At 62.0% G+C, this 17693-nt stretch carries 13 protein-coding genes and 1 riboswitch; of the genes, 10 read left to right on the forward strand and 3 right to left on the reverse strand.

Translation table 11 applies throughout. The annotated features are described in order from the left end of the window. Positions 1-156: 156 nt before the first annotated feature. The gene (locus tag O3675_RS03635; RefSeq protein ID WP_371571274.1) at positions 157-4287 is read right to left on the reverse strand and encodes an SNF2-related protein; all 4131 of its coding nucleotides are present in this window, start codon (positions 4285-4287) and stop codon (positions 157-159) included. Positions 4288-4472: 185 nt separating this feature from the next. Further along, positions 4473-4607: riboswitch (SAM riboswitch) on the forward strand. A 35-nt stretch (positions 4608-4642) separates the two neighbouring features. Here O3675_RS03635 and O3675_RS03640 point away from each other — a divergent pair. The 3 genes from O3675_RS03640 (at position 4643) to O3675_RS03650 (ending at position 7901) form a co-directional block, all read left to right on the forward strand. After that, entirely contained in the window at positions 4643-4870 is a 228-nt protein-coding gene (locus tag O3675_RS03640; RefSeq protein ID WP_044150747.1) for a hypothetical protein, read from the forward strand. A 10-nt stretch (positions 4871-4880) separates the two neighbouring features. Next, complete coding sequence (locus tag O3675_RS03645; protein ID WP_012904099.1) at positions 4881-5315, forward strand: plasmid stabilization protein; 435 nt, start codon at positions 4881-4883, stop codon at positions 5313-5315. A gap of 129 nt (positions 5316-5444) precedes the next feature. After that, entirely contained in the window at positions 5445-7901 is a 2457-nt protein-coding gene (locus O3675_RS03650) for a DUF6350 family protein (RefSeq protein ID WP_371571034.1), read from the forward strand. Between the two features lie 12 nt (positions 7902-7913). On the opposite strand, the gene O3675_RS03655 is transcribed toward O3675_RS03650, so the two are convergent. Beyond that, on the reverse strand, positions 7914-8477 hold the full coding sequence (locus O3675_RS03655; RefSeq protein WP_070676089.1) for a 4-hydroxyphenylpyruvate dioxygenase: 564 nt from the start codon (positions 8475-8477) through the stop codon (positions 7914-7916). A gap of 258 nt (positions 8478-8735) precedes the next feature. On the opposite strand from O3675_RS03655, the gene purN reads away from it, so the two are divergent. The 5 genes from purN (at position 8736) to O3675_RS03680 (ending at position 14610) form a co-directional block, all read left to right on the forward strand. Further along, the gene (purN, locus tag O3675_RS03660; protein WP_304276037.1) at positions 8736-9302 is read left to right on the forward strand and encodes a phosphoribosylglycinamide formyltransferase; all 567 of its coding nucleotides are present in this window, start codon (positions 8736-8738) and stop codon (positions 9300-9302) included. 212 nt (positions 9303-9514) lie between these two features. Next, positions 9515-11125: a bifunctional phosphoribosylaminoimidazolecarboxamide formyltransferase/IMP cyclohydrolase gene (gene purH / locus O3675_RS03665; RefSeq protein ID WP_070676090.1), complete on the forward strand. Its 1611-nt coding sequence runs from the start codon at positions 9515-9517 to the stop codon at positions 11123-11125. Between the two features lie 254 nt (positions 11126-11379). Beyond that, positions 11380-11961, forward strand: coding sequence for a TetR/AcrR family transcriptional regulator (locus O3675_RS03670; RefSeq protein WP_070676091.1), 582 nt, complete (start codon positions 11380-11382; stop codon positions 11959-11961). Between the two features lie 289 nt (positions 11962-12250). Next, entirely contained in the window at positions 12251-13525 is a 1275-nt protein-coding gene (gene glyA / locus O3675_RS03675) for a serine hydroxymethyltransferase (RefSeq protein WP_304276036.1), read from the forward strand. A 206-nt stretch (positions 13526-13731) separates the two neighbouring features. Next, positions 13732-14610, forward strand: a complete 879-nt coding sequence (locus O3675_RS03680) for a bifunctional methylenetetrahydrofolate dehydrogenase/methenyltetrahydrofolate cyclohydrolase (RefSeq protein ID WP_005508973.1) — start codon at positions 13732-13734, stop codon at positions 14608-14610. A 106-nt stretch (positions 14611-14716) separates the two neighbouring features. Here the strand turns inward: O3675_RS03680 and O3675_RS03685 are convergent, their stop codons facing one another. Next, positions 14717-15550: a GntR family transcriptional regulator gene (locus O3675_RS03685; RefSeq protein WP_368492572.1), complete on the reverse strand. Its 834-nt coding sequence runs from the start codon at positions 15548-15550 to the stop codon at positions 14717-14719. A gap of 80 nt (positions 15551-15630) precedes the next feature. Here O3675_RS03685 and O3675_RS03690 point away from each other — a divergent pair, with 80 nt between their 5' ends. Together O3675_RS03690 and trpS are read left to right on the forward strand one after the other, a co-directional pair. Beyond that, a complete protein-coding gene (locus O3675_RS03690) occupies positions 15631-16506 on the forward strand; it encodes an exodeoxyribonuclease III (protein ID WP_005506814.1) in 876 nt (291 codons plus the stop codon). Positions 16507-16592: 86 nt separating this feature from the next. Then, positions 16593-17657, forward strand: coding sequence for a tryptophan--tRNA ligase (trpS, locus tag O3675_RS03695; RefSeq protein WP_070542584.1), 1065 nt, complete (start codon positions 16593-16595; stop codon positions 17655-17657). Positions 17658-17693: the final 36 nt, after the last annotated feature.

Genomic DNA, 17693 nt, shown 5'->3' on the forward strand with positions numbered 1-17693 from the left:
AAGTAGTCCTTCAAGGCTACGCCCCAGAGTCACCGTTGAGAAGAGCCGGGCCAGAATCGGGCGTGAATCTAGCCTGAGGCGTAACCAAATGACAAAAAATGACGGGCACCAGACACCTCCTCAGACTCGAGGGGTACCGCTCGGGCTGGAGGGCGGCTATCGCTCGACAGCCGGCGCAAAGAGCTCGCGCACATCCTCAGCCGTCACCGCCGCGGAGGCGAACTCGCCCTCACCGACCACCGCATCGAAGAGCGCGGCCTTCGACTCCTTGAGCTGCATGACCTTCTCCTCAATCGTGCCCTCGGCGACCAGGCGGTAGACGTGCACCTCCTTGTCCTGGCCGATGCGGTGAATACGGTCCACTGCCTGCTGCTCAGCGGCGGGGTTCCACCACGGATCCATGATGAACACGTGATCCGCCTCGGTCAGGTTCAGACCGAAACCGCCAGCCTTGAGCGAAATGAGGAACACCGGCTCCTGACCGCTCGTGAACGCCTCAATAACCTCGGCGCGGTTGCGGGTCGAACCGTCCAGGTACAGGTGGCCGATGCCCTCCTCCGCCAGGCGCGCCGAAATGCTCTTGAGGTAGCCGGTGAACTGGCTGAACACCAGCACACGGTGGCCCTTCTCGAGCAGGTCGGGTAGCTGCTGAACCAGGTAGTCGCGCTTGACCGACGACACCCCGGCGTAGGCTTCCGGATCAATCAGCGCAGCATCAAGCGCCAGGCGGCGCAGCAGGGTCAGCGACTGGAAGATCGTGAACCGGTTCTTATCCATATCCTCCAGTAGACCCAGCACCTTCTGGCGTTCACGCTGCAGATGCGTGTCATAGATGCGGCGGTGACCGGGAGCCAGCGGCAGGTTCACGCGCGTATCGTTCTTCGCCGGAAGCTCCGCCGCCACCAGCTCCTTGGTACGGCGCAGCATGAGCGGGCGGATGCGCCGACGCAGACGAGCAGCCGTCGCCGCGGCGTGCGCCGGGTCCTCTCCGGACTCCGCCGGGCGAGCGTACAGGTCACGGAACGCACGGGCGGAGGGGAACAGGCCGTCCGCCACAATTGCCAGCAGCGCCCACAGCTCCATGAGGTTGTTCTCAATGGGCGTGCCGGTCATCGCAATCTTGGTGCGGGCGGGCATTGCGCGGGCGATGGACCAGGCGCGGGTGCCGGTGTTTTTGACGAATTGCGCCTCGTCCAGCAGGAGCGCACCCCAGCCTTCGGGGGCGGACTGCTCGCCCGTGCGCTCGTCAACGGTACGGCCTAGCGTGCGGGCGTAGCCGGTGTAGGCGTCCTCGTCCATGCGCAGCAGTGTGTAGCTGGTCAGTACCAGGTGAGCCCCGGCAACCCGCTCGGCAAGCGGGGTCTTACCGGCGGTGGTTTCGGTGATGGTCACGACCTTCGCCTCGGGCAGGAATCGCTCAGCCTCCGCCGCCCAGTTGGCGATAACGGAGGTCGGCGCAACCACGAGGAAGGGCGCGAACGGCTCGACGCTCTCACCTCGCTTTGCGGCACGTTCGGAGGCGGCACGGTGCTCCTCCATCGCGTGGGCGAGCAGGGCGAGAGCCTGCACGGTCTTACCCAGACCCATATCGTCGGCGAGAATACCGCCCAGACGCTGCTCGTACAGGAACGACAACCACTGGAAACCCTCCACCTGGTAGGGGCGTAGGGTCGCCTGCAGGCCGGTGGGTACCGGGCAGCTCGGAATAATCTGGCGGGAAGTCTTCTTGCGAGAGGTCTTCTGGAGCGCGGGGGAATCCTGAGCGCCCTTGTCGAGTGCTTTTTCAATGCCCTTTTCGGGGTTCTCTTCGGCGCTCTCTTCGGCATCCTCCAGGCCCTCAACCAGCTGTAGCAGCGAACGCACCTGAGCATCCCACCGCGCGGTCGTATGCACGCTCGCCGCCAGCGACTCCAGCTCAGAGAACAGCCCCGCCTGGTGACGGTTAATGCGCAGCTCACCGCCCGCATCGTCGAGTTCGCGAGCCTCCGCAATGAGGGTGCGCAGGGTCTTAAACTCGGGTCGACGCAGCGAGAAATAGGTGCCGTTACCGAGCAGAATACGGTCCGCCCCGCGATCGAGCGCCTCAAAAATCTGTGCAAACGGTACAGTCCAATTGTTGACCTTCACCGCAATGCCCAGCCCGAACCAGTCGCGCGAATTACCCTCGCTCACGGTGATTTCAATCAGCGCGTCGGTTGCCTCCACGAACTGTGGCGGGGTGCCGTTAAAACGCACCTGAACAGCGGAAACACGGCGAAGCTTCGGCAGAATCGCACTGAGCAACTCGCGGGTCTCCCAGCCTTCGATGCGGCGCTCCTCCAGCCCGGAAAGCGCCGGGTGGGCGGCAAGAATTGCGCGCACCGAACGCAGTACGCGCGCCTCAAAACGTTCGTCGCGCACCTCGCCGCCCTCTTCACCGGGGTAACCGAAAACGGGCAGGGAGTACACATCGGAGGCACCCGCAGAGTCCTGTGCGCTCGCCTCCTCTGCGCTGTCCTCCGCGAAGGGGTTCAGCGGGTACTCCCAACGCCAGCTCAGCTGCGCGTCGTGGCGTACCTGCTCGTCAAAGCTGATTTCAAGCACCAGATGCGGCGGCTTCACGCGCGGCAGCGCCAGCGCAGGATCGGGGGTCAGCGAGGGAATGGAACGGCTGAGCGCGGGCAGATACTCCTTCTGGAACGTGGCGCGTTCCGCGGCGGGAATGTGCACGGTTCCGGCGCTAATGAGCGATTCGGAGGCGGCATCGAGCGGCTCGACCAGGGGGATGAGTGCCAGCTCCACGCCCTCGGGCAGTTCGGGTACGGCGGGGGAGTAACGCACCCGCTCACCCTGTACTGGGGCAATCGTCGGTGCGCTATTCTCGGCTTCCTCAGTCGGCGCCTCCTGCTCGCTCTTCTGAACAAAAGATTCACGGCCCACTTCATCCAGTGCGCCGGGGCGCGCGGTCTTCCAGTGCACCGCCTTTGCCGCCTGCTCGTACTCCTGCTGGGCGAGCCCGCCCAGGGCAAAGAAGCCGGTGCGCGGGGTGCCGATGGGGTGGCAGTGCGCGGCGGGTAGCCAGAGCTGGCGCAGTAGTTCGCCTTCGCGTCCTTCCCAGCTGAGCGCGGCTTGAAGCTGTAGTCCGGTGCCTTCTGCGTGTTTCTCTTCGCTGGCGGCGGCGTGCAGGCGCACCTGTGCGGGGCTCAGCACGGCGTAGTTCACCTCGCGACCGTTGACGAGCAGGGGCAGGCCAATATCCTCCGCACGGGCGAGTACGTCCCAGAGTAGAGTGGAGGCAGAAGCGCTGATTGAGATCCAGTCGCGGTGCGAGGAATACATGTTCTGCCAGGGGCGGGCAATCGAGTAGAGCTCGGCGAAGAATCGTTCGTGTTCGGGGTAGATTTCGTGCCGCCCGACGGGCCCGCCCACGCTGGATGCGAAGGTTTCCCAGCTGAGTCCGCCCTTGATCCAGCGCCCGGTTTTGGACGCCATGAGCGGTCGGGCGAGCAGGTTAATGCTGGGGGTTGCGCCGGGCATATTGCGGCCGCGCGCGTAGGAACCGGAGACACTCAGTGAGAAATCCAGGGCACCGCTCACGCGCATCGAATCGATGCCCGCAAGGTCCTGACGTGCGGAAAGAACGGAGGAGAGGTCGCGCCGCCATGCCGAGATTTTGGTGGCGGATGCCTCTGCTTGCAGGCTCGGGGAGGCGCCTAGCTCGTTGAGCGCAAAGCTTCCCTGGGTGTTTTCGGGCTCGGTAGCCGCTGCATCGGGTGCGGGCAGTTTCGCCGCGGTGGTGAGCGCACCGGAGGCGCGCAACGCCGCGAGCGGGTCGGCGGCTTTCTTCGCCTCTGCAACATCCGCACTCTTCGCTGCTACGCCATGAGAGCCAGTATTGGGCACGCCGACGGGTCCGGGGTGTTCGCTGAGCGCCTTTTTCGCTACGGAGGCGCGGTCGAGCGCGGTGAGCATGAGCGCTACGGCGTGCTTGCAGTCGGTGAGTACGGGGCAGGTGCAGCGGGCAGTGAAGGTTGCGGAGCCGCTGACGGCGGGGAAGAAGCGGACGGTCACTTCGTAGGGGATGATGGTGCTTCCGTTGACGAGCCCGGTGAGGGTGCGTTCGTCTTCGTCGTAGCTGTAGCGGATGACTTCGCGGTTGTGCTGGTAGGCGACACCGCGCTGGTAAGTGCGGTGCCCGGCCTGGCGAATGATCTGCGGTACGGTGACGGGAATTTCGGGGAAAGGATTGTTGGCGCTCACCAGCTCATTATCGCGTATCGTGCGGGCTTGCGCCTTGTCGCCGGTCATTGCCGGGTGGGTGTGCAGGATGCGTTTTTGATGCATAAAAACAGCGGTATTCACATAAGATATTCCGCGCCGTATCAAAAATTCCCGCCATTCAAAACACTTCCACAAGCCAAAACGCCAATAATCTAAATCTCTTTCAAAAAACGCTTTACTTAACTTGAGAAAATGCTGTAAGCTAAACCCAGCTTCAAGAGTTTCGACTGATAAGCTCCGACTATGGTCGAACGCCAACCCCATGTTCACGGGTGGCTCGGATGACGAAGCGGTTTGTATTCACCACCGGAATAACCGGTGGTAATTGGTACAGACAAGAGCAACGCGAAAGGATCGCGCCACTCACGGCGCAGGTTGTCACATGTACAACGGCTCTGCAACCGAAGCAGCAATCTCTCTGAACCCCTCCCGCTCCTACCAGGAAAGCCTGCGTGCCGCAGCTGTCCCCGCGCGAGGCGGATACACCGCAGTCAGCATTGACGATTACTCCCGCATTTCTTCTAAGCGCGACGAGTTCCTGAACTTCCTTCTTCTGCCGAACCCCGAGGGCATCCCCGCTATTCAGTACGCCGGTCTGCGCGTAGCGTAGCATTAGGGGTATGAATTTCTCCGGTATGCTCCTGGACTCCGACGTTCTTGCGGAGATCCGTAAGGCGGATCCTGATCCCGCCGTGGTCGCTTTTCTGCGCCGCCGCTCGTTCCGACACATGTACATTTCCGTGCTGAGTATTGGCGAGTTGAAGGGCCTGTACCCCTACCCGGAAACTGATCGTTGGATTACCGAACTTCTTGAGCGCTTTGGCGACCACGTTATTAATGTGGATGCGCATGTGAGCCTCGAGTGGGCTGGTCGTCAGGCGCCGCTCGGTGTGCATGCCGTGGGTCGTGATGATGCCGGTCCGCTGCCTACCGCCGCCCTGGAGGGTCTGATGGCGGCGAGCGCGAGTGCCTATGATTTGGAGCTGATTTCTTCTAAGGCTCAGGTGTACCGCGCCTGGGGTGTTCAGGCTTCCAACCCGTGGACTGAGGATTAAAACTTTGCCGGATGCGCGTCCTCGCGTGCGCGTCTGGATGAATACCTGTGTGAATAGTTGTGAGAACCCGCTTTCGAGTGTTAATCGGAGGCGGGTTTCGTCGTTAATTCGTGGCATGATTGAAGGACGATGAAAAGCACCTCACCTATCTCTCGTTATTCCATGCCCATGCCTCTGTGGCTTCAGGGTGTTGTTGAGCTAATTGTTACTGCCCTGTTCTCTGCGCTTGCTGTGTTTGCGGCGATGTCTGCCGTGTGGGCGACCAAGGGTTTTGGCGACATGGAGTTCTCCTCCGTGGCCGCCATGTCGGCGCACCTGTGGCTTCTGATTCACGGTGTTCCCCTGGATCTTGCGGCTGCTTTTGGTGCTTCTGCCGGCACGATGACGCTGGTGCCGCTGGGTTTGAGTATTCTGCCTCTGCTGCTCTGTTACCGTTCGGGTCGTCGCCTGGCGCGCGCCTCGTATGAGGGTGAGTTTTTGATTCCGGTGCTGTCCGGTTCGGTGACCTATGCGCTGATTAGTTCGGCGATGTACGGTTGGGCGAGCCCGCATCCGCAGCCTCTTCAGGCGTTGAATGCTGCCCTGGTGCCTTTGGGTATTGTGGTGGCTGGTCTGATGTGGGGTGGCTACCGTGAGGCGCGTTCGCTCTCGCGCATGGTGGGTGTTGATACTGCGGAGCAGATTTCGCAGATGAGTCAGTATTCGCGTTGGGCGGGTTCGTACGCCTGGGCTGTGGTGCGTGCTGCGGTGGTTGCTTTTGTTGCGCTGATTGGTTTGGGTGCGGTGCTTTTGGGTATCGGTATTTTGGCGGGCTGGTCGCAGATCGTTGCCACCTACCAGGAGCTGCACGCGGGCGCTGTGGGTGATACTGCGGTGACTCTGCTGCAGCTGGGTTTCTTGCCGAACCTGGTAATCTACGCGATTGCGTGGTCGACCGGTGCCGGTTTCTCCTTTGGTGCGGGCACCTCGGTTGGTTTGACCAGTAGCGATGCTGGTACTTTGCCGATGCTTCCGATTTTGGGCGCTGTGCCCGAGTCGTTGGGCACATTTGGTCTGGTGGGTTTGCTGGTGCCACTGGTTGCCGGTGCGATTGCTGGCTGGTGGTTCTTGCGTGAGGGTGAGGATCACCTGGATGAGTGGGTTGCTCTGAAGGTTCCGTTCCGCCCGCTGTCTGCGCTGATTTCTGCGGTGGTGCTGGGCGTGATGACCGGTATTATGACGTCGTTTGGTGCCCTGTGGCTGGGCTGGATTTCGTACGGCTCTCTGGGTATTGGTCGTTTTACGGAGGTTGGTGCTGAGCCGCTGACTTTTGCGGCGCATACCGCGTTGACGGTGGGTGCCGGCGTGACTTTCGGTATGTTGCTGAGCCGCGCCCTGGTGCCGGATAGTAGCCGTGAGCTGCCTCGTTTTGCGGATGAGCGCCCGAACCTGGGTGAGCGTCTGATGAGTTTTACTGCTTCGACTCGTGAGCGTTTTGCGGAGCGTCGTGAGCAGCGTGCGCAGGCGCGTGCGGAGCGTATGGAGCGTGAGGCCGAGGAAGCCGCGGCACGTGAGGCGGCTGAGCGTGAAGCTGCAGAGCGTGAAGCTGAGGAAGTCGCCGCTCGTGAGGCTGCAGAGCGTGAAGCAGCTGAGCGCGAGGCGGAAGAGACGGCACGCGCGGCTGCCTCTAAGAAGGCTTCTGAGAAGAATGTCTCTGAGCCTGAGCAGTCTGTTGTATCTGAGGTAGCGACCGGTCATGTTCCGGTGCATCCGCAGGAGCCGGTGGTTGCCGTCCCCGTGGAGGCGACCGAACAGCTGGCGCAGCGTGCGGCGGCGGACGCTTTCGCCGAGATTGTTGCAGAGCGTGAAGAGGCGGCTAAAGAGCCCGCCTCCGAAGAGGCTACTGCTGAAGAGAGCCCCGCTGAGCAGTACGAGCCGATTGAGGCCGTTCAGCAGGTCGATTACCTGCACTCCGCACCCCCGCACGATGAGGATGCTGACGAACACGGCACCTATAACCCCGCCGTGTACGCTCATGACCCCTCCGAGGAGGAGACTCGCGAACTGATTCAGGAGCCCGTCTACGAGACTGCCGAACCTGTGGCTACTGAGCGTGAGAACGCTGTTGAGGAGCCTGCGGAGCAAGCGCCGCGTTCGAAGGGTCGCGCGAGCCGCATTATGGCGTACTTCGGTTTTGGTCTTGAGCAGCCCGCCACTGCGCAGGATGAATCAGCGCAGGATAACTCGGCTGATGCCGCCCACGCTGAATCTGCCGCGCAGGACCGCGCCGGCGATGATCGTACCAGCGACCGCGCACACGAGCGCGCGCAGAAGCGCGAGGCGAAGAAGGCGGCTAAGGCGGCACGCAAGAAGCAGAAGAACGACCTAGAACGTGATTTTGTGGATCGTGAGCTGGATGTCCTCTCTGCCGATCAGGCGATGAGCCGCATCTTTGAGGTTCGTAGCCAGACCGGCATCCTTCCGCTGGTGACCGATGAGGCGTCTACCGTGGAGCTGCCCCCGCTGGATGTCAGCTCCTCGAAGTCTCATGGTTCTAGCGCCCAGGGCTCTAATGCGCAGGGTTCTAACGCCCGCAAGAAGAACTAGCGCACAGAACCCCTAACGAGCTGCAGAAGAGCTAGAGCTGGACGTGCCGGTGAGCTTGTCCATCGTGCCCTGGAACTTCTGATCGCAGGTGTACATGTCGGTCTGGGTCAGCGCGGCGGCGCGGCACTCACGGTACTCCTGCGCGCCGGGCATGAGGGCAAGACCGATGCCGCCGAGCAGGGTCATCGCGCCGTAGATGATGCTGACGCCCGCGGCAATGTAGAAGAACCAGGGGCCGCGGTAGACGGCGGTGCGCACAATCGCAATAATGCTCAGGGTAATGCCGGCGAGAGCGAAGATGAAGAGCGCCAAGAAAAGCGGCATCGTGGAGAGCACGAAGGAAGACGCCGCAAAAATCACCAACGCGGCAGCAATCAGCATGAGCGAGGTGCGAATATTCGCTTTCTGCTGTTCGATGGGGTCGATGGGCTTACGCGGCTTCTTACCCTGAGGGGCCCGATGTGGCGGCATCATGTTCTGCGGCGCCTGCTGCGGCGCTCGCGGCGGAACCTGCTGGTTCTGGGATGCCTGGTTCTGCGGGGCATTGTTCGGAGTGTTCTGCGGGGGAGTAGACATACCTATAAGGGTACCGTCCCGTGCGCCCGCGACCTATTGAGTATGCGGCCTATTGAGTTCGCGACCTGTTGAGTTTGCGCCCAGCAAACCCCGGTGAAGCCCCATGAACCCCCATGAACTCCAGTGAACCCCGGTGAGGATTCATCCCGCTGGGGTTTCTTTGTGCTCACCTTTGGGCTTTGGGTGCGTTGTGAACCTCTTACCCCCTTTGGATAAGGGTGTGAGACGGGCTATACTAGTCGGGTGCGAATTGTGGTTATGGTATCCGGCTCCGGAACGAATCTTCAGTCCATCCTCGACGCTGTAGCAGCGGGCGAGCTTCCCCTCGACATTGCGGCAGTGGGCGCCGACAAGCCCTGTCTGGGCATTGAACGTGCCCAGGCGGCGGGTGTACCCACCTTCCTGGTGCAGCCCGGCGACTACGCCGACCGCCCCTCCTGGAACCGCGCGCTGGAAGAAAAGATCGCTTCCTACAACCCCGATTACATTGTGTTCGCTGGCTTCATGCGCATTGTTGACGCGCAGCTGGTCGAGCGTTTCAGCAACCGCATCATCAACACCCACCCCGCCCTGCTGCCCTCCTTCCCGGGTGCGCACGGCGTGCGTGACGCCCTGGCGCACGGTGTGAAGATTACCGGCCTGACCGTGCACTTCGTCGACGCCGGCGTTGATACCGGCCCCATCCTCGCCCAGGCGGCAGTGCCCGTTCTGGACGACGATACCGAAGAGACCCTGCACGAACGCATTAAGGTGCAGGAGCGCCGCCTGCTCGTGCAGACCATCGCGTCTCTCGCTGAATCCCGCGGCACTGCATCTGACAGCTAATTCCGCCCACTAAATTTTTCGCGGCGGAATGAGCCGAGCTCAAACCCCGCCGCCCACACACGTTCCGTTGTGCCCATTCGACGCGCTCACCTTAGCGTCACGCACAGCGGCGGGGAATACCCCCACACATATCCTGTCTATCCGGGCAGGCTACGTCCATCCACCAGCTGTGCCGCCGAGAACCGGCGCACGTCTAAAGCATCGGAGTATTTGTGTCTCTCATTGAGCTCGATCGCGTGCCCCTGCGCCGCGCCCTCATTTCCGTCTACGACAAGACCGGTCTGGAGGAGTTCGCCCGCGGCCTGCACGAGGCTGGCGTCGCGCTGGTCTCCACCGGCTCCACCGCATCCACCATCGCAGCAGCAGGCGTACCCGTCACCGAGGTCACCGAAGTGACCGGTTTCCCCGAGTGCCTCGAGGGCCGCGTGAAGACCCTGCACCCGCGCATCCACGCTGGTATTTTGGCTGACCGCCGCAAGCAGGAGCACATCGACACCCTTGAAGAGCTGGACGTTGAGGCGTTCGACCTGGTGGTTGTGAACCTGTACCCCTTCGTTGAGACCGTTGCATCCGGTGCCGGTCAGGACGCCATCATCGAGAAGATCGACATTGGTGGCCCCTCCATGGTTCGCGCTGCCGCGAAGAACCACGACGCCGTCGCAATTGTTGTGGACCCTGCCGACTATGCGCGCACCGTTGAGGCCGCTAAGAACGGTGGTTTCTCCCTGGACGAGCGCCGCCGCCTTGCTGCTGGCGCATTCGCCCACACCGCCGCATACGACACCGCTGTGGCTACCTGGACCGCATCCCAGTTCCTGCAGGATGAGGATGCTAACTTCTGGCCCCCGTACGCTGGCCTGGGCTTCGAGCGCAGCGAGACCCTGCGTTACGGCGAGAACCCGCACCAGCGTGCCGCCCTGTACGTTGACCCCGCCGCTGCCCCCGGCATTGCTCAGGCGGAGCAGGTGCACGGTAAGGCGATGAGCTACAACAACTACGTTGACGCTGACGCCGCTCTGCGTGCCGCTTACGACTTCGACGAGCCGGCTGTTGCCGTTATCAAGCACAACAACCCCTGCGGTATTGCTGTGGCAACCCCCGGTGCGGCTGACCCGATTGCGGACGCTCACGCGAAGGCGCACGCTTGCGACCCGCTGTCCGCATACGGTGGCGTGATTGCCGCTAACCGCCCGGTGACCGCCGCTATGGCTCAGACCGTCAAGGGCATCTTCACCGAGGTGATTGTGGCTCCCGGCTTCGAGCCCGAGGCGCTGGAGATCCTGCGCGAGAAGAAGAACCTGCGCCTGCTGGTTCTGCCCGAGAACTTTGCCCGCGAGGCCATCGAGTACCGCCCCATTTCCGGTGGCGCACTCTTCCAGGAGGCCGACCGCCTGCAGGCTGAGGGCGACGACCCGAAGAACTGGACCCTGGTTGCCGGCGAGCCCGCCGACGAGGCCACCCTGCGCGACCTCGAATTCGCGTGGCGTGCACTGCGTTCGCCCAAGTCCAACGCTATTCTGCTTGCTGATAACGGTGCCGCCGTGGGCATCGGCATGGGCCAGGTGAACCGCGTGGATTCCTGCAAGCTCTCGGTGGAGCGCGCGAACACTCTCGGCGGTGAAGGTAACGAGCGTGCCCGCGGTGCGGTTGCTGCATCCGACGCGTTCTTCCCCTTCGCTGACGGCCTGCAGGTGCTGCTGGACGCCGGTGTGCGTGCCGTCGTGCACCCGGGCGGTTCGATCCGCGACGAGGAAGTTATCGAGGCGGCTAAGGCTGCTGGCGTGACCATGTACCTGACCGGTACCCGCCACTTCTTCCACTAAGAATATGTAGCGGGCTCAGTGCGCGCTGAGCTGCCTGCTGTGAGCGGGGCATTTCCGGGTGAACCTTTTGGTGAGCCCGGGGTGCCCCGCTTTTTCGTGCTCTCCACCCGAGGCATCAGCGTTGGGGCATCCGTATTGTGGGCAGTCGTATTTATAGAATTTTTGCTCTATTTTGCGCCGGATTTGCGCATGAGGGCGCGTCAACGGCGACCAGGATGCGCACGGATTGGCTAAAAGTTCGCTAGGATTAGGTTGTGCCTAAAGTCAGCGAAGAATACAAAAAGAACAGGCGTTCTCAGATTGTAGAGACCGCCCGCGAATGCTTCATCAAGCACGGTTATCAGAAGGCTTCGATGAGCGACATTATTGCGGCCACCGGCCTGTCTGCTGGAGCGATTTATAACCACTTCTCTTCCAAGGATGAGATCATTCTGGCGGCAGCCCGCATGGACATGGCGCCCTTCGACCGCATCCGCGCCGAACAGCCCTGGGACTACGTGTTCGGGTGCCTGAAGGTGCTGGACACCCCCAAGGTTCGCCGTCACCTGCTCGTCACCTGGGGTGAGGCTGTGGCAATGCCGCAGCTGGCGACCGTCGTCTCTGAGCAGCTGAGCTACCTGCGCGATCAGTCCCTGGAACGCTACCGCGCCTGGGGTGCCGCTGAGCTGGACTTCACCGAAGAGGAGCTTGAAGAGTGGCTGACCGTTATCGGTGCCGCGGTGCTGTCGGTGCTGACCGGTTACGTGGTGCAGACCCAGCTGGTGGCTGGCGGTAAGAAGGAGAGCGCTCGCGAGGCGTACCTGGAGTATGCTTCCGCTATCCTGCGTCAGGCGTAGGGTGTGTAGACCCGCTTAACTGTCGCCGATTAGCCTGCCGGGGCGCGTTCTATGCCCCTCGCCGGTGTCGCGCCGACGCCGTAAAAACTTCATCGTGATGCTTTGTAAAGCCCGTTTTCCTTCTCGAAGGAAAGCGGGCTTTACGGTATTATGAGGTGTAGCTCATATTTTTTCATTTAGGGTTTTCAATTGGAGGCGCCCGCCGCCTCCTGAAGACCGCCCGGCGCACGCCGCGGCAACCCCGATGATGAGCGACCGAAGATAACGCAAAAACACTCCCAGGAGCGTAATGTCCGAGCAGAAGATCCTCGAGATGCCCCTCGCCGACCTCGACCCCGAGGTTGCAGAAGCCATTGAGCTGGAGCGCAAACGCCAGCAGAACACCCTCGAGATGATTGCATCCGAGAACTTCGTCCCCCGTGCCGTCCTCGAAAGCCAGGGCTCGGTACTGACCAACAAGTACGCTGAGGGTTACCCCGGCCGCCGCTACTACGGCGGCTGCGAATTCGTTGACATCGTTGAGTCCCTCGCTATTTCCCGCGTGAAGGAACTCTTCGGCGCCGAGCACGCCAACGTTCAGCCGCACTCCGGTGCGCAGGCGAATAACGCCGTCATGCACGCGCTGCTGACCCCCGGTGACACCATCATGGGTCTGTCCCTGGCACACGGTGGCCACCTGACCCACGGCATGAAGCTGAACGTCTCCGGCAAGCTGTACAACGTTGTCGCGTACGGCGTGGACGAGTCCGGCCGCGTTGACATGGATCAGGTGCGTGAACTGGCGCTGGCTGAGCGTCCCAAGCTGATTATTGCCGGCTGGTCCGCATACCCCCGTCAGCTGGACTTCGCTGCGTTCCGCGCGATTGCTGACGAAATCGGTGCGTACCTGTGGGTGGACATGGCTCACTTTGCGGGCCTGGTGGCTGCGGGTCTGCACCCGAACCCCGTCCCGCACGCACACGTGGTCTCCTCCACCGTGCACAAGACCCTGGGCGGCCCCCGTTCCGGCTTCATCCTCTGCACCGAGGAGCTGAAGAAGAAGATTGACTCCGCAGTGTTCCCCGGCCAGCAGGGCGGCCCGCTCATGCATGTAATCGCTGCGAAGGCTACCGCGTTCAAGGTTGCCGCATCTGACGCGTTCAAGGACCGCCAGAAGCGCACCGTTGAGGGCGCACAGATCCTGGCGAACCGCCTGCTGCAGCAGGACGTGAAGGACGCCGGCGTTTCCATCGCATCCGGCGGTACTGATGTTCACCTGGTGCTTGTTGACCTGCGCAACCACGCCCTCAACGGCAAGGAAGCAGAAGACCTGCTGCACGATGCCGGTATTACTGTCAACCGTAACGCTGTGCCGAACGACCCCCGCCCGCCGATGGTGACCTCCGGTCTGCGTATCGGTACCCCCGCTCTGGCGACCCGCGGCTTCGACGCTGAGGGCTTCACCGAGGTTGCAGACATCATCGCTTCCGTGCTGCTGCCGAACCCGGACATTGCCGCTCTGCGTGCCCGCGTTGATGCGCTCTGCGCCAAGTACCCCCTCTACCAGGGCAGCGAGAACTGGTAGACCCATGAATGACCCCGTTCGCTCAACATTCCCTGTGGGTGCTGAGCGGGCGGGGTTATTTCGCCCTCTTACTTTTTGCCGCTCTACCCACTACACCCGTCGAGGGATGTCGCGGGGGAGCGGTACCTTCTAGGCACACACCCTAGAACCCAACACACAGACCATCCGTTTCGGCGAACCCGCCGCAATCTATGGAAGGAAAAACAATGCCCCAGATTCTAGACGGTAACGCAACCGCCGCAGCCATCAAGGAAGAGCTGAAGGAGCGCGTCGAGGCGCTCAAGGCTAAGGGTATTACCCCCGGCCTGGGTACCGTGCTGGTCGGTGACGACCCCGCATCCCGCTCGTACGTGGGCGCTAAGCACCGCGACTGCGCAGAGATTGGTATTAACTCCATCCGTGTGGACCTGCCCGGTGACATCACTCAGGAAGAGCTCGACGCAGAGATCGACAAGCTGAACAACGACCCGGCGTGCACCAGCTACATTGTGCAGCTGCCCCTGCCCAAGCACCTGGACACCAACCGCGTGCTGGAGCGCATCGCCCCCGAGAAGGATGCTGACGGCCTGCACCCGACCAACCTCGGCAAGCTCGTGCTGAACGTTTCTGAGCCGCTGGACTCCCCGCTGCCCTGCACCCCCAACGGTGTCATTGAACTGGTCAAGCGCCACGGCATCGACTGGAACGGTAAGAACGTTGTGGTGCTCGGCCGCGGCATTACCGTGGGCCGCCCGCTGGGTCTGCTGCTGACCCGCCGCGAGGTGAACGCGACCGCAACCCTGGCGCACACCGGTACCGAGAACCTGGACGAGGTGCTGCGCGAGGCTGACGTCATTGTTGCCGCTGTGGGTGTTCCGCACGTGCTGAAGGCTCACCAGGTCAAGGACGGCGCAATCCTGCTGGACGTTGGTGTTTCCCGTGCTGAGGACCCGGAAACCGGCAAGAAGAAGCTCTTCGGCGACGTCTCCCCGGAGGCTGCGCAGAAGGCGTCCTGGGTTTCCCCGAACCCCGGCGGTGTGGGCCCGATGACCCGCGCGGAGCTGCTGGTGAATGTGGTTGAGACAGCGGAGCGTCAGGCGGCGTAAGGCTCGCAACATTTCAGGGCTGATAACTCAAAAGGGCGGTGCCCCGGTAGAACAATCTACCGGGGCACCGCCCTTCACACTGTCATCACAATCGAAAAGGCAGGTGCTAGAGAATCATCTCGTAGAAGTAGGCATCGGCAAGGTACAGGGTCTCTGCGTACTCTACGGGGCTACCTTCTTCGGTGTAGCCGGTCGCGCAGACCTTGAACGCCGCCTCGCCCACGGGCACCTGCTGGTTGAACGCCTCGGCGTCGGCGTCGGTGAAGAGCGCCGCGCTGGTGCGTACGCGGGCGTGCTTAATAGCGTTGGGGGTGTCGGCAAGCTGGTCTAGCGAGCTCATCACACCGGACATTTCCGCCATCATGGCGTCCAGGATGCTGCTTGCGGCAGCCTTCACAAAGTAGGAACGCTCAAAGCCAATGACTTCCTGGTTGGCAAGGCGCAGACGGCGCACGAACAGCACCTGCTCGCCCACCGGCACGGATAGGTGGGTGGAAATCTCTTCGGTGGCGTCCACCCAGCGGGTCGCAATCATGCGGGTGGAGCCTTCAAAACCGCGGCGGCGCATATCGTCGGCGAAGGTGTCCACGCGCGGAATGTAGGTGGCGTCGGTGCGCTCGGCAACGTAGGTGCCGGAGCCCTGCACGTTGTAGAGCAGGCCGCGTTCAATCAGAACCTTCAGGGCGCTACGAACCGTCTGGCGGCTCACCCCAAAGTTCTGCTGAATCATACGTTCGGTGGGCAGCTTATCGCCGGGCTTGCCGGGAATAATATAGCGCTGCTCAATGTAGTGGATGACCTGCTCGTACTTGGGGCCGGGAATCGGGGGTAGCTCGTAGCGGCTCTCAGCGTTGTGAGCGGTACTTTCGGATGCGGTGGTGCCCGCAGAATGTGAGGGGGCACCGTGGTCGGTGGTATGTGAGGAGTGTGAATTCATCACCCAATAGTTTACCGTTCAGCCAGAGAAAAAACGCGCACGAGTGAAAATTTCTCTTCCCTCAAACTGGCATAATTAAGACTATGCATTTTTCTAACACCCCTGCACCGCGCCCGAGCGGTCTGCTTCGCGTGGCGAGCGTGAATGTGAACGGTATCCGAGCCGCCTACAAGAAGGATATGGCGGCGTGGTTGGCGAGCCGTGACATCGACATTCTCTGCCTGCAGGAGGTGCGCGCCCCCGACGCTATCGTGCGTGAACTGCTGGACGAATCCCAGTGGCATATTCTGCACGCGGAGGCTGCCGCGAAGGGCCGCGCCGGCGTGCTGGTGGCGACCCGCCGCACCCCGAACTCAGCCGGTGAAGTTCTGGAGAACCAGCCGGTAGCGACCCGCTCGAATATTGGCGAAGAGTACTTTGACGATTCGGGGCGCTGGGTTGAGGCAGACTACGTTCTGCCCAACGGTAAGACCCTGACCGTGGTCAGCGCCTACGTTCACTCCGGCGAGGTCGGTACCCAGAAGCAGGACGATAAGTACCGCTTCCTGGAGCGCATGCTGGTGCGCATGCCTGAACTGGCAAAGCATTCGGATCACGTGCTCATCGTGGGCGATTTGAACGTGGGCCACACCGAGCTGGACATTAAGAACTGGAAGGCTAACCAGAAGCGTGCCGGCTTCCTGCCGGAGGAACGCGCCTACTTTGACCGCTTCTTCGGTGATATCGGCTACCGCGATGTGGCTCGTGAGCTGGCGGGTCAGGTGCCCGGCCCCTACACCTGGTGGTCTTACCGCGGTAAGGCGTTCGATAATGACGCAGGCTGGCGTATCGACTACCACATGGCGACCCCGGCGCTCGCCGAAAGCGCCGTAGAAGCGGTCGTGGACCGCGCGGCAAGCTACGATGAGCGTTTCAGCGATCACGCGCCGCTCGTGGTTGACTACCGCATCGGTGAGTAAGACGCGGACCCACCTACAGATAAGTTTTTGAAGATGTGCTGCACCGTCCGCAGCACCGCACAGGAAGAACTGCACAGGAAATAACTATGGCAGACGAAAAGAAGCAGGATAAGTCCCTCATCCCTAACGCCTCTCAGCAGAAGGCACGTATCTACTCGGGTGCGCAGCCGTCGGCTGATTCGATGCACCTGGGTAACTACATTGGTGCTGTGAACAACTGGGTGGCGTTGCAGGACGACCCGAATAACGAATGTCTGTTCTTTATCCCGGATATGCACGCCATCACCGTTCCTCAGAACCCCGAGGAGCTGCGTGAGCGTACCCGCCTGACCGCGGCGCAGTACATCGCCTCCGGCATTGACCCGACCCGCACCCCGCTGTTCGTGCAGTCGCATGTGCCTGAACACGCCCAGCTGGCGTGGGTTCTGAACTGCTTCACCGGTTTCGGCGAGGCATCCCGTATGACCCAGTTCAAGGACAAGTCCCAGAAGCAGGGTGCCGAGAACGCCTCCGTGGGCCTGTTCACCTACCCGATTCTGATGGCCGCCGACATCCTGCTCTACCAGGTGGACGGCGTGCCCGTGGGCGAGGACCAGCGTCAGCACCTGGAGCTGACCCGTAACCTGGCTCAGCGCTTCAACTCCCGCTTCGGTGAGACCTTCGTGGTGCCCGATCCGGTGATTCTGAAGGAAACCGCTAAGATTTACGATCTGCAGGACCCGACCTCGAAGATGTCCAAGTCTGCGGCATCCGATAAGGGCCTGATCAAGCTTCTGGACACCCCCAAGGTCACCCAGAAGAAGATTAAGTCCGCCGTGACCGATGACGGCTCCGTCATCGCCTACGACCGCGAGGCTAAGCCCGGCGTCTCGAACCTGCTCTCCATCTACTCGGCAATGACCGGCGAGAGCATCGACGAGATCGTGGCACGCTACGAGGGCAAGATGTACGGCCATCTGAAGGTCGACCTTGCCGATATTGTGGTGGAGCGCCTCACCCCGGTGCGTGAGCGTACCCTCGAGCTGATGGACGACCCCGCCGAGCTGGACCGCCTGCTGGCTGTGGGCGCATCCGCTGCCCGCGAGATCGCTACGGTCACCATTGAGAACGTGTACAAGAAGGTTGGCTTCCTGCCTGCCGCAGCAATCTAGCGCGCTGTTCAGCCAGTCCGGCTGAGACGCCGCATT

This window comes from Rothia sp. 27098_8_27 (assembly GCF_041432805.1).
Classification (GTDB): domain Bacteria; phylum Actinomycetota; class Actinomycetes; order Actinomycetales; family Micrococcaceae; genus Rothia; species Rothia mucilaginosa.

Bases quoted from the DNA above. Each gene is read 5' to 3' on its own strand.
- O3675_RS03645 (WP_012904099.1), top strand. From the start codon at position 4,881: ATGAATTTCTCCGGTATGCTCCTGGACTCCGACGTTCTTGCGGAGATC.
- O3675_RS03680 (WP_005508973.1), top strand. From the start codon at position 13,732: ATGCCCCAGATTCTAGACGGTAACGCAACCGCCGCAGCCATCAAGGAA.
- glyA (WP_304276036.1), top strand. From the start codon at position 12,251: ATGTCCGAGCAGAAGATCCTCGAGATGCCCCTCGCCGACCTCGACCCC.
- trpS (WP_070542584.1), top strand. From the start codon at position 16,593: ATGGCAGACGAAAAGAAGCAGGATAAGTCCCTCATCCCTAACGCCTCT.
- purN (WP_304276037.1), top strand. From the start codon at position 8,736: ATGGTATCCGGCTCCGGAACGAATCTTCAGTCCATCCTCGACGCTGTA.
- O3675_RS03635 (WP_371571274.1), bottom strand. From the start codon at position 4,287: ATGACCGGCGACAAGGCGCAAGCCCGCACGATACGCGATAATGAGCTG.
- O3675_RS03640 (WP_044150747.1), top strand. From the start codon at position 4,643: ATGTACAACGGCTCTGCAACCGAAGCAGCAATCTCTCTGAACCCCTCC.
- O3675_RS03690 (WP_005506814.1), top strand. From the start codon at position 15,631: ATGCATTTTTCTAACACCCCTGCACCGCGCCCGAGCGGTCTGCTTCGC.
- O3675_RS03655 (WP_070676089.1), bottom strand. From the start codon at position 8,477: ATGTCTACTCCCCCGCAGAACACTCCGAACAATGCCCCGCAGAACCAG.
- O3675_RS03650 (WP_371571034.1), top strand. From the start codon at position 5,445: ATGAAAAGCACCTCACCTATCTCTCGTTATTCCATGCCCATGCCTCTG.